Annotated in this window: 11 protein-coding genes; all 11 read right to left on the bottom strand. The window is 51.8% G+C overall.

Annotation, left to right across the window (positions count from 1 at the left end; translation table 11 throughout):
* Positions 1–148: 148 nt before the first annotated feature.
* Positions 149–901 (bottom strand): ABC transporter ATP-binding protein, encoded by a 753-nt coding sequence (locus C1H69_RS18910; RefSeq protein ID WP_102654948.1) that lies wholly within the window; start codon positions 899–901, stop codon positions 149–151.
* Complete coding sequence (locus tag C1H69_RS18915) at positions 898–1,680, bottom strand: ABC transporter permease (protein WP_102654949.1); 783 nt, start codon at positions 1,678–1,680, stop codon at positions 898–900. The genes C1H69_RS18910 and C1H69_RS18915 overlap by 4 nt, the downstream gene beginning before the upstream one ends.
* Before the next feature lie 220 nt (positions 1,681–1,900).
* Entirely contained in the window at positions 1,901–2,659 is a 759-nt protein-coding gene (locus C1H69_RS18920; protein WP_102654950.1) for a CBS domain-containing protein, read from the bottom strand.
* 52 nt (positions 2,660–2,711) lie between these two features.
* Positions 2,712–3,992, bottom strand: coding sequence for a DUF6716 putative glycosyltransferase (locus C1H69_RS18925; protein ID WP_133154998.1), 1,281 nt, complete (start codon positions 3,990–3,992; stop codon positions 2,712–2,714).
* A gap of 238 nt (positions 3,993–4,230) precedes the next feature.
* Complete coding sequence (locus C1H69_RS18930) at positions 4,231–5,358, bottom strand: class I SAM-dependent methyltransferase (protein WP_102654952.1); 1,128 nt, start codon at positions 5,356–5,358, stop codon at positions 4,231–4,233.
* A 550-nt stretch (positions 5,359–5,908) separates the two neighbouring features.
* Positions 5,909–7,249 carry a UDP-glucose dehydrogenase family protein gene (locus C1H69_RS18935; RefSeq protein WP_102654953.1) on the bottom strand — a complete coding sequence of 447 codons (1,341 nt, stop codon included), beginning with the start codon at positions 7,247–7,249 and terminating at the stop codon, positions 5,909–5,911.
* A gap of 391 nt (positions 7,250–7,640) precedes the next feature.
* The gene (locus C1H69_RS18940) at positions 7,641–8,648 is read right to left on the bottom strand and encodes an NAD-dependent epimerase (protein ID WP_102654954.1); all 1,008 of its coding nucleotides are present in this window, start codon (positions 8,646–8,648) and stop codon (positions 7,641–7,643) included.
* Positions 8,649–8,932: 284 nt separating this feature from the next.
* Positions 8,933–9,619, bottom strand: a complete 687-nt coding sequence (locus tag C1H69_RS18945) for an ImmA/IrrE family metallo-endopeptidase (protein ID WP_102654955.1) — start codon at positions 9,617–9,619, stop codon at positions 8,933–8,935.
* Positions 9,594–10,325, bottom strand: a complete 732-nt coding sequence (locus C1H69_RS18950) for a hypothetical protein (protein ID WP_102654956.1) — start codon at positions 10,323–10,325, stop codon at positions 9,594–9,596. Before C1H69_RS18950 ends, C1H69_RS18945 begins: the two co-directional genes overlap by 26 nt.
* Positions 10,315–10,713 carry a hypothetical protein gene (locus tag C1H69_RS18955; RefSeq protein WP_102654957.1) on the bottom strand — a complete coding sequence of 133 codons (399 nt, stop codon included), beginning with the start codon at positions 10,711–10,713 and terminating at the stop codon, positions 10,315–10,317. Before C1H69_RS18955 ends, C1H69_RS18950 begins: the two co-directional genes overlap by 11 nt.
* 264 nt (positions 10,714–10,977) lie before the next feature.
* Complete coding sequence (locus C1H69_RS18965) at positions 10,978–12,435, bottom strand: MBL fold metallo-hydrolase RNA specificity domain-containing protein (RefSeq protein WP_102654959.1); 1,458 nt, start codon at positions 12,433–12,435, stop codon at positions 10,978–10,980.
* Positions 12,436–12,739: the final 304 nt, after the last annotated feature.

Here is a 12,739-nt window from a genome sequence, read left to right on the forward strand (position 1 = left end):
CCAAAAGTTACATTCACTAAGAAAATCAGCCATGCACTACCTATCGTTTAACATGTCCTAATGAATAACCCCTTGCCATTAGAAAAATAGTAGGCGCGTAACACAGGGCTCTATGCTTAGCATTTAACTTATCAATGTTAATACGATGTTATGCCCGCTTCTTCATCCACTGATGATAGTCTTTATATACCTCTGCGACCGGCCCCATAGCCTTGATTTCTCCTTGATCTAGCCAGATTAGCGTTTCCGTCCAGTCGGAAAGAACCCTCTGGGAATGACTGGCCATTATTACAATGGAGGACGATTCAATGAGATCAGCCTGAAGTTTGGAAACTGTCTTGTTCATTGAGGGGTCCGTCGTACTGATCCATTCATCCATAATCAGTATATCTCCCCGCACTAGGCGCAACAGGCTCATCACTAATCGCGAACGCATACCCGCAGAATAAGAACGAACTGGCAGTTCGAAATATCCCCCTAGCTCACTGAAAGTTGCCACCTCATCCACATAGTCCGTAACCTTGCTTTGTGGAATCCCCATGTAAAGGCATTTAAGCTCAGCATTCCTACGCCCTGAAAGCTCTGGCTTGATACCCGCACCTAGCGCAAATTGTGGGCTCACCCGCCCCTTTACAGAGATGGAGCCACTCTGGATCGCCAGCGCCCCCGCACACAGTTTCAGAAGCGTCGATTTCCCTGACCCATTGATGCCAACCAGTCCCACTCTATTACCATTCTTGAGGCTCAGAGAGACATTCTTTAGTGCTTGCACTTCCAGGTAGCGATGGCCTACTATAATCGGCGCTCCCACGGAACCCTTTTTATTCACCTTATCGCTCTTTCCACTCTTGCGAAGGTAATAGGTCACTGAAGCATCTTTGATCTCGATACTAGCCCTCACTTGATATTCCTTACAAAGTCACGCGACCGGAAATAGGCAACGAATGCCGTCAAACACAGCACACTCGATATTATCAGCGTAAACAGCCAAGTTCTCGTCGAGAACGGTTCGATCCCGAACACCTGCCGAATCATCCCCAGGTAATATGAAACCGGATTATAGCTGGAAAGAAACTGTCTCACCCCCGCTCGCTCTTCGGCGAGCCAGAAAATTGGCGAAGCAAAGAACATGAAGCGTGTACCGGTTTTCACCAACTCTGCCAGATCGGGATAGAAGACTGTCATCAAGTTTATAAGGTAAGCCACCGCAATGGAAGTCATCGCAACTATCAGAATGAACGGTAGGAAAGCCAAAAGATTAACACCTACATGATTTAGCCCTACCACTACCAGTGCGGTGATCACCAGCAGTAGGTTAATTGAAAATTCAAACAGCCTGTCGACGAGCTGCTTTCCGAACAAACCAGCCAGTGTAAGATTATTGTGGATGGCAAATTCAAGCTTTTTCTGAATAACGTCCGTGCTACCGGCTATCGATCCTTGAATAAATTGCCACAGGACAAAACCGGTAAGTACGTAAAGATAGAAATCAGCCAGCGGCATCGTTTCCGAAGGCCGAAAGACCAACGCCAGCATAGCTGTAAAAAGCAACGTAGAACTTGGTATCCACAAAACCCCCAACTTGGTTCTTTGATATTTTGACTTGACTTCCAGGTAGCTGATACGAAGGAAGCGTACGAATATCGAAAGAAAAGGCCGTAGCCAGTGCCAAAGCATCATAATTTTTAAAAACCCACTGTCTCGCCTAAGCAGGGATGATAGTAGATGGTGGATAAAGCATACCATCTTCGCCGGTTACATGCATATTACACCATCACCACTGATTAACGCACCCATGATATCCAGCACCAATTGGACGCGCAAATCAGAAAAGCTTCTTATCCAAACTTAATTCAATGAAAAGAGTGTATCCTTGCCGGAAAACACACTTTATCTTAATTCAAACCCTGCCATATCTATCTTCATAGCGTATTATATCATCTTCTCCAAAATAGTCTCCCAGCTGCACCTCCGAAAAAACCAGATTTTCGTTTTGGGATCTATTTATTGCTTTATGCTTACACCCCTTGGGTATATAAATGTATTTCCCAGGATAAGCATCCAATTCTGACTCCCCTAGTATAACTATACCTTTCCCCTTTATCACAACCCAGTGCTCTTCTCTTTTCTTATGCTCTTGAAGGCTGAGCTCTCCACCGGGGAATACCGTTATTATTTTTGCTTGCGCATGGTTTGTAAGAACCGTGCTCTTATAGAAGCCCCAGGGTCTATTGTATATTTCATGCTCAATAACCTTATGATTTAGCTTTGCGAAATCAGTTTGTGATAGCTTAAATTCTTGATCCTCAAGGAGTAATAAATGGAATTGTTTTTTTGTAAGAAGGTTGACCAACTTTAGACCCTGATTAACAATAGGGAGAAAGTTATTTTTTGGAGATTTAAATTTTTCGGCCACCTTCCCAAAGTCATCATATTCATACAAGAACTGAAAATCCTTAACATAAACGTCAAGGACACTTTCGGGAAGTTGGTTTGTTTTTATTGCATGCCGCCTTATATCTCCATCTGTGACTACTCCTTTCACGAGACTATCCCCATCCACGACTACTAGAAAGCCATGATGGTTCTTTTCTATCTTTTTAAGAGCATGCGCTATACCATCACTCTCTTGAACTACAAAGTCATTGAGATTTTCCATATCGTACTCATATAAGAAGGTCTTTTAGACAATCAACACATTGCGAAAATCACTATGAAAATGATGAGCGCAACTTCCTGAGCGCGGCACCCAAGCCATCATACACTATAGGAGGAAGTAATTCTTTGAGCATATTTTTTATACGCACCTTTAACCTTGGTCGCTTGGGAAGCCTTTCTTTCTTATCGATCATAACAGATGGACTAAAGTCATAAGCGTAGTTTTTCGAATTATAATAAACAGGATTTAATGGTAATGCACTAGCCGACTGATCTTGCTTTTCAATAACTCTTCTCAACTTAGAAAAAGCAGCCTCAAAATTATCGTCCTCACCTAATCCATTATAGTTCAGCCACTGGGCATGTGGCAAAGAGACGCCTGAAGATAGAGCATCGCTTATTTTGAGTATCAACCCACTACCGACAAAATGATCAACGCCGTATTTTTCGACTATTCCAAAATCCCCTATAATAGCAGTTGGTATTTTCATTGCGATCGATTCTACCGCAGCGGTGCTGGCAAGCGTTATATGTAAATCTGTGCTCTCAAGCACCTTCGCCATATCCCCATAAACGAACTCAAGATTCGTTGGCTTTTTCAGCCTGAGCTTTGGAAAAATACTTTCATAGTGATATTTTTCTGGATGAATAGTTTTCTTCCCTGCAGGCATTCTGAGCTTTATTATGATTTTGTCGCTTGGATACAGCTTAGCAGCTTTGACAAGCTCTCCTAAAACATATAGCCTCTCCTCAATTTTCCCTGGCCAATGCGGCTGTGTCGTGAATACAATATGCCTACCGGTATTCGGCTTAGTCTTGACCTCTTTCCTTTCACCTTCAGCTGCAAATGGATAGTTAGTCGATTCAAGAACGCTCCCATCGAGACCCAAGTCAGAGAAAAACTCTTTAGCATAGCTCAAGTCCTTTTTGCTATTTAAACAGATAATGTCAGCGCCTTGACGAGTCGCTAGACCATTCGCCAGCTTCATACTTATGCCAGGAAAGCCTGTCATTATTGCAGGGCGACTATCAGGCTTGTCAACATCCAGCCAATTGCTAACTATATTATGGAGCTTTCCAAACAAGGAGGGCATTAGTATTGTTATAATGGCTTGATATTCAGATAAATCATAAATATTTTTAAGAGAGCTCAAGCCCCCGGAGACAAAAGGTTCGTAAACCCCCATATTTGCCAATATTGTTTCATCGATGTCAAGACCTTGATCCGATGGCACGAATATCTCAACACTCCCATTCGGAGAAAATTTCTTCGAGACTGTGTAGCACCATTTTATATGAGAATCGGCTGCTGCAATGACTAATATTTTATCCATAATCTTTTCTCAAAGGCCGCTAACATATGAGTATCTGTTACTCAATTCATTTCAGGAAAACGTATGAAATACATCACAGAATGAATACCACATACGACTTATCAGATGCAGATTTTTTATTCTCCGCCGAATACCGTCTTTGAACTTTTATATTGCCGAGCTTTGGAAAACTGTCTACGGCATAATCTCGGTAAACTTAGGGTCAATTGTAGAGCGTGTTCTAACACACTCAAGCGTGTTACTTCTGAGTTTTTTTTACGACAACCGTTAGCCCACCACGGAGAGTGGACTCAAACTCTTGTGCTTTGCTTTTTTTTGCTACTTCTTTTTTCTCGCTAGACTTGTAGATAGGTTGCGGATGATATTCCCCATCATTCTTAGCTCTCGCATAGTATGATACCTCACTGGCTCCAGCCAGTTCGAGTGCACAGCGAATTCCCTGAGGTGTAAAAAAAATAGTATGTGGATCTTGTCGAGCATGGAGTAACATATAGCTATGCCCCCCATTGGGAACTTCAACTAAAAGCATGCCACCTGGCTTGAGTGACTTTAGCATGCCTTTTAAATTTTCTATCAGGGCTTCAGCAATAAAATGTTCAACCACATGCGATGCAACAATTACATCAAAAAAGCTTTCAGGCAGTGCCTCTGAACTTAATTTCTGTGCACCAAGATACTCAAGATATTTATTGCTATAAGAATCCAGCTCTACTGCATAGGGCTGTTGTGCTTTGCAAGCATAAAGAAAATACCCAGGCCCAGAGCCATAATCCAGCACGACATTAAATTCTGCGCCAAGTTTGGCCAAATTTCCAACTTGCTCATTAGCACGATCAAAATAATTACTTAGCCCAGGGGAACTGCCACTCTTGAAATACACCTCAGGATCGATATCTCGGTCCTTTCTATCCCTTTCTGCATATTCTTTTTCATAATATCCGGAGATAAGTTTTGATGCATCAGGGACATGGCCTGACCCACAGTAATTACAAAACAAAACCACTGCCATTCTAAATTTAGGATTATGGCTGGGATAAGCTGACACCCAGCCGACTTTCCCTTTTTCACACACAGGACAATATATATTATTGGTCGGTAGACGTGAAAAGGATATTTTCGGAGGTGAAGCCTTTGGCTTCTTCGGGATTTTTCGTTCTATTTTTTTCAGTCTTATCCCTATTTTCTCATCTAATTGTTCTAGCCTTTTCTCCGTCTCCTTCTCTATTTTTTCTAGACTATCTTTTATGTCATCAATTGAATTATTTGTTTGAGATATTTGCTTTTGTAATCTCGGAAGAATTTTATTAGATGCCAAAGTTCCCTTGCGAACATCGCGAAACCACTTCATCATTTTTTTTGTTAGCATTCCGCATCTCTGCTCATCGAAGTTGCAATTATAATAATTCTCACAGGGAGAGTCATCGCTAAATTTAGTCTAGTAGTCAGACTACACTCTTGTGAGATTAGTTGATTACCTGCGTTCCCACCTGGAGTCATTAATACCCACATATCCCAGCGGGATAACATACTAATCCCTTGATTACCATTCTCTTAGGCTCGAACATGTTGCGCCCATCGAAGATCAGCGGTTCGGCGAGCCACTGCTTGGCCAACTCGAAGTGAGGCACTGAGTATCTTCTATAGTTTCGGGTCATAAGGCTGTACATTGGCACCGGCTTCCCACAGCGCTTCCATCAGTACGCGGCTAGGGCTTCACGCATGCTGACTGCATAGCACCGCGACTTATAATCTGCGACGAAAGCATCTATGACTTTATTTTTTTACTTCTATGTCTCTCTTGTTATATCAATATAAAATCAATGGCAAATAGCTCATCCTGAAAAATTCCAAGCAGCATTTTATTCGTCAGATATAGAATCCCAAATGATTGAGAGCCCGGCGCCTATGCTGTAGTGCTATCTGAAGGTCGAGGAGTTTCGGCCTATGCTGTAGTAGGTGAAGCCTTTATGAGCCATGCGCTTGGGCTCGTAGAGGTTGCGCCCGTCAAAAATAGTCGGTTCACTCAGTCGCTCATTGATCAGGTCGAAATCCGGGGCGCGGAAGCTTTGCCATTCGGTAACGATGACCAGCGCCGTGGCGCCTTTCAGCGCGGCCTCCTTGGTGCCGCACAGGCTGAGTTCATCACGGTTACCGTAGAGGCGCTGGGCTTCTTCCATTGCCTCGGGGTCATAGGCTTGCACCTTGGCACCGGCTTCCCACAGCGCTTCCATCAGTACGCGGCTGGGGGCTTCGCGCATGTCGTCGGTGTTGGGCTTGAAGGCCAGGCCCCATACGGCGAAGGTCTTGCCAGCCAGGTCGCCCTGGTAGTGCGTGTGTATCTTCTGGAACAGGGTGGTTTTCTGTTCGGCGTTGCGGGCTTCCACGGCCTTGAGCATCTTGGCGTCGAAATCGATGTCGCTGGCGGTGCGGATCAGCGCTTGCACGTCCTTGGGGAAGCAGGAGCCGCCGTAGCCTACGCCGGGGTAGATGAAATGGTAGCCGATGCGCGGGTCGGAGCCGATGCCCTGGCGTACCGCTTCGATATCGGCTCCCAGGCGTTCGGCGAGATTGGCCATTTCGTTCATGAAGCTGATCTTGGTGGCCAGCATGCAGTTAGCGGCGTACTTGGTCAGCTCGGCGCTGCGCACGTCCATGACGATGATCTTTTCATGGTTGCGATTGAACGGGGCGTAGAGTTCGCGCATGACCTCTTCGGTTTCTTCGCTTTCGGTGCCGATGATGATGCGGTCCGGCTTCTGGCAGTCGGCCACCGCGCTGCCTTCCTTGAGGAACTCGGGGTTGGAGACCACATCGAAGCCGAGTTCGCGCCGCCCCCGCCTTTCCAGCACCTCGGCCACCTTGGCACGCACCGTGTCGGCGGTGCCTACCGGTACGGTGGACTTGTCGACGATGACCTGGTCCCGCTCCATGTGTTCGGCAATGGTGGCGGCAACGGAAAGCACGTATTGCAGGTCGGCGCTGCCGTTTTCGTCTGGCGGCGTGCCCACGGCGATGAACTGTACCTGGCCGTGCTGGACGCCTGCGGCGGCATCGGTGGTGAAATCCAACCGGCCGGCGGCGTGGTTCTCCTTCACCAGGGGCTCCAGGCCAGGCTCGTAGATGGGGATGATGCCCTGCTTCAGGCGTTCGATCTTGTCGGCATCCAGATCCACGCACACGACATGATGGCCCACATCCGCCAGGATGGCGCCCTGTACCAGCCCTACATAGCCCGTTCCAAACACCGTTATGTTCATGCCGTTCCTGCCGAAAGCTTGTTGAGGGAGACTTGATGCACGGCGCCGGGCACGCTACCGCCCGGGGATTGCCCGGGCGCTTTCCCATGCCCTGTGTCGGTTGCGCTGGGTGACGATAAACCAATGAACGCTAACAATAGGAAACCACCAGCCATCGTGGCCGCCGGGCTGTTCTTCCGGTCAGGATCGTCACGTCGAGTAGTCTACGCGATGGGCGCTGCCCGGTCTTGTTGAAGGCGATTTGCGAATGGTGGCAGTTGCCGAAAGCTGCCAAGGGCAGTGGCCTGCGCCACACCGGGCGCCTACAGCGCCAGTCGCGACGCGGAGCGGCGCTCCAACAGCGATTTTCTCTATTGTTGGAGAAAGCGTTAGCTCGCGACGGTGGTTGCGATCAAACCTTGTAGAATTCCCGATACCATTCAACGAAGCGTTTGACCCCTTCATCGACGCCTATCTGGGGCCGGTAGCCGGTGGCTTGCAGCAGGGCTTCGGTGTCGGCCCAGGTACGGGGTACGTCGCCGGGCTGCATGGGCAGGTATTCGCAGTTCGCTTCGCAGCCGGTGGCAACTTCCAGGGCACGGATGAAGGCCATCAGCGAAATCGGGGCACCATGGCCGATGTTGTAGAGCGCATAGGGTGCGGTGCTGCTGTCGGGCGTGGCGACGGCGCTCTGCCGGTCTGACCGGGGCTGGGGGATGACGTCGAGAACGCGCACGATACCTTCCACGATATCGTCGATGTAGGTGAAGTCCCGCGACATGTCGCCGTGGTTGTATACCTGGATTGGCTGCCCCGCCATCATTGCCTTCACGAATTTGAAGATGGCCATGTCCGGCCGGCCCCAGGGGCCGTATACGGTGAAGAAGCGCAGCCCCGTGGTCGGCAACTCGTAGAGGTGCGAGTAGGTGTGCGTCATCAGCTCGTTGGCCTTCTTGGTGGCCGCGTAGAGGCTGACGGGGTGGTCGACGTTGTCGGACGTGGCGAACGGGGTCTTGGCGTTCATGCCGTACACCGAGCTGGACGAGGCGTAAACCAGGTGCTCTATCTGCTGCTGACGGCAGCCCTCGAGCACGTTGAGGTGGCCGATCAGGTTGGAGTCGGCGTAGACATGGGGGTTTTCCAGCGAGTAGCGCACACCGGCCTGGGCGGCCAGGTGAATCACCCGATCGAAGCGTTGCTCGTGAAACAGCGCGGCCATGCCGGCCCGGTCGACCAGGTCCAGTTTGATGAAGCTGACGTCCGGGCAGCCGGCCAGATCATCGAGACGCGCCTGCTTCAGCGACACGTCGTAGTAGTCGTTGAGATTGTCGATGCCAACGATCTCGTGGCCCTGCCCGCTCAATCGACGAGCGACAGCATGGCCGATGAAGCCGGCCATTCCGGTAATCAGCAGTTTCAAAGGACACCTCTGGAATGTAGTTTGTTGCCGAGTATCGACGGGGAGTAGGGTAAGCTACGCGACCGCCGGGCGCCTGCGGCGCCAGTCGCGATGCGGAGCAGCGCTCCAACAGCGATATTTTCCATCCAAGGGGAGATAAGCAGCTGTTGGAGGAAGCGTTAGCTCGCGCCCCAGGAAACACATGAAAAATCCTGGAACGGCGCTTTAATCTATTATGGATCTAAGAAGTTACGGTAATACCCTGAAAAAGAGGCGACCGCCTAGAGCTTCAGCAGACCCAGGCGCTACACTCTTACCCCAAAATTACGCAGTGCAATCCGATCATCCTCGGGCATAACATCGGTTGCGTTATACAGTTGATACGCAACCAGTTGTCGGCTGACCTGATGGGTGCCTGCTAGTTTTTCTACTGCCTCGCTCAGGTTGGGCGATGTTCTATATATGCTTGTAGCATGAGCTTGGGGTAACAAGAGTTCTGCGGCAAAAGCATTGGCACGTTTTTCGCTCTCGCTGTCCACTTCACCACCTAATACTTCTGCCACCGGTAAGGCACGATTGCGGTCGATCAGCAGATGACAAATCTCATGTGCGAGTGTGCTGCGTCGGCCATTAGCTGTGGCCACTCTGGCATCTTCGTTCATGTTTAACAGGATCAACGGATCGATAGTGCCCCAGCACGCAATGGCGTCGATTTTAGTACTTTCCAGAAGAAGCTTGTCAATGGCCACACCTTCTTCGACAAGAAGCGCTTCGGGGTCAAAGCGTTCATCATTCTGCAGATTCAATTGCTCACGTAACCAGCGTGCCAGTTGATATCCCTGCTCAAAAGGAGGCTCATTTTCCAATTGCTGCAATCGTAAACTGGTTTCTTCGATAAACTCAGAGAAAGGTTGCTTGCCGGTCGATGGGGCTTGTCGCAGGCGCTGAATGACCTGAGCAATCTGCTCAACGGAAAGATGATGGCGGGTCATCCTGGCAGCTGCCAAGTAGATAGGCTCCCCGAGTATCCGCGGCGTCAGCCTCTACTTCAAGCGAAACCATCTCTCGCAAGGTAGCGAGACGCTTGGCATCCAGCCCAGTGCTGTATGCGAGATAATCATTTTGCAACTGCTGTTCACGCTGCCGCCATTGACTAACAGCCATCTTCACATGAGGCTGGGTGCTACTTGAAAACAAGTCGGCCAGGGTATCGCCGATTGTTTCAAGCCGTTGGCGTAGTGAGAGAAAGTCCACACGCCGCGCCTGTTCTTCTTCATCGACCAGCCACAGGGTGTTGCCGCTGCGCTGCCAAAGCAACATAGGCAGGTTGGCGCCGCTCAAGGCGGTAGCGATATTGTGGCGATCCAGGTATTGCAGCATTTGGCTTTCTTCTGCCATGACTAAGGCTTCAGGCATATCTTCCCAGCGTGCTTCGGCCTTTTGGAGCAGTTTGCCAGGGTGAGGAACATCGTCCAGAGGCAACGGGCAGCTTTGTTCAAGCATGAGCGCCGACCAGTTCTTGCCGATGTACTGGAGTAAGTCGATCCAGGTCCAGTCCAGGCTGCTCAGATTGTCCTGATCATCTCCACCGTACCAGTAGGGCTGGCCATCGAGCAGCAGTGTCGCTTTCAGCCAGCCGTGCTCCCGGCTGCCTTGCGAAGGGGCGGGGTCTACGATGAGTTCCAGTTCAACGGCCATGTTCTTTCATCCAGTGCTTGTAGCCAGATAAACAATCCTGCTGTTCGGCACGGCGCTCTAGTTCCTGCTTGATCTGCCGAGGCAGAGATTTACGTCCCGGTCGGTAACGCCAAGGATAGCCATGCCAACTGTCACCTGAGTATACCGCCTCATACACAACACCATCATACAGGTTGTAGATGCGTTCGGGAGTTTCCTGCCCGATGGGGTAGCCGATACCATCATTCAGTCGCTGCTCGGCCAGTTGCTTGCTCAATGTCGATGGGCATTTTCCAATCAGCGCACTGCCTCGGCGCACAAATTCCGCATTGGGCTTGTTCCAGCAATGCTTGAGGCGATGTTCGCCCGGATCATAACGTAGGCGTTGGCGAGGGCGTTCAGAAGGCATTACAACAATTCCGGTTACTGTTGCTTAGGTAGTCACTGCCCAGCGTCGCCTCAAACGCATGCCCTGCCCCTTCGGCCCATTCCAGCAGTTTGGCCTCGAGCGCGGCCCGGTCTTGTTGAAGGCGATTTGCGAATGGTGGCAGTTGCCGAAGCTGCCTAGGGCAGTGGCCTCCGCCGGGCGCCTGTGGCGCCAGTCGCGATGCGGAGCAGCGCTCCAACAGTGATTTTTCCACCCAAGGGAGATAAGCAACTGTTGGAGGAAGCGTTAGCTCGCGACGGTGGGTTTCTCGTGCCTTCGTGATACCGCCGGGTGCGGTTCCGCCCCCAGCATTACCTGTAACTGGTGCCCTGCCCCATCGGCCCATTTCAACAACGTGGACTTCAACGCGGCCTGGGCGTCGGCATCCCCATGCACCAGGCGTACTTCTTTGGGCGGCTGGCGAATGCGGCGCACGAAGTTGAGCAGGTCGTTCTGGTCGGCGTGGGCGGAATAGCCGTTCACGGTTTCCACCCGGGCGCGGATCTCGATGCGCTGCCCGTCCAGCTCTACCCAGCCGCCCCGGGGGCCGTACTGCTGAATGGCGCGGCCGGGGGTGCCATGGGCCTGGTAGCCGGTGAACAGGACGCAGTGGCGTTCATCGCCCAGCATGCGTTTCAGGTAGTTGACCACCCTGCCCCCGCTGGCCATGCCGCTGGCGGCTATCACCATCGCCGGGCGGTGGCTGCTGGCCAGGTAGTCTAGGGTCCGCTCGTGGGTATCGTGGCTGTCGACGGTATAGAGGTTGTCGAAGCTTAGCGGGTGGCGGCCGCTGCGCAGGCGCCGGTGGGCTTCGGCGTCCCACCAGGGCTTGAGCTCCCGATATACCTCGGTGAAGCGGCTTGCCAGCGGCGAGTCGACGATGATCTCCAGGTCGCGCCAACGGCTGTCGTTCGCTCGGTATATCAACCCTTCCAGTTCGTAGAGCAGTTCCTGGGTGCGGCCGATGCTGAAGGCCGGGATGATCACGGTGCCGCCGTTTTCCAGGGCTCGGTCGATGGCGGCCTTGAGGCGCGAACGGCGGTGCAGCCTGTCTTCGTGCAAACGGTCGCCGTAGGTGCTTTCCAGCACGACCACATCGGCGCGGTAAGGCGGCTTGGGAGCCGGCAGCAGTGGCGCATGGGGCGCGCCCAGGTCGCCGGAAAATACGGTACGCTGGGCCTGTCCGGCCTGTTTGTCCAGGCTGTCGACCTCGACATAGGCGGAGCCGAGGATATGCCCGGCCCGCTGCAGCTTGACCCGCAGCCGGTGGCACTCGTCGTCGATGACCGTGTGCCAGGTCTTGTAGTCGATGGCGACCAGGCGGTTTTCCACTTCCTCGAGGAAGCGCTCGATCAGTGCCCTATCGCGGGTGAAGCCGACCCTCAGGGCGTCTTCGATGACCAGCGGCAGCAGGCGACGCGAAGGAATCGAACAGAGGATCGGCCCCTTGTAGCCCGCCGCCAGCAGGTACGGCAACCGGCCGATATGGTCGATATGCACGTGGGTGACCACCAGGGCCAGTATGTCGTCCACCGGAAAGCGTACGGTGTGCTGTTCCAGGCTATCGAGGTGGTCGGCGTCCTGGCCCTGGAACAGGCCGCAGTCGATCAGCAGCGCCCTGTCCGGGGCGATTTGCAGACGGTGGCAGCTGCCGGTGACACCGGCCGCGCCGCCGTGGTGAAGAATGGCTGGGTAGTCGTCCATGACGCGGGTTGTATTCCTTTGCTGTTTGGACGGGGCGCCTGCGGCGCCGGTCGCGATGCGAAGCAGCGCTCCAACAGTGATTTTCTCTATTGTTGGAGGAAGGCGTCAGCTCGCGACCGCGGTGTTGCCCGCGTTAGCGATACCTGCCAGCGCAGCAGCGCTCCCACAGGGGTGGAAAAAACCGCTGTCGGAGGTAGCTTTAGCTCGCGACAGGGGTTTTCCAAGGTTGCCGGCGTTGCACTTAATGCTCAGTGCTTCAACTCGGCGCGCAGGGCGCTGATCTCGGATACCTCCAGACCAACGA

The organism is Billgrantia endophytica (genome assembly GCF_002879615.1).
Taxonomy (GTDB): domain Bacteria; phylum Pseudomonadota; class Gammaproteobacteria; order Pseudomonadales; family Halomonadaceae; genus Halomonas; species Halomonas endophytica.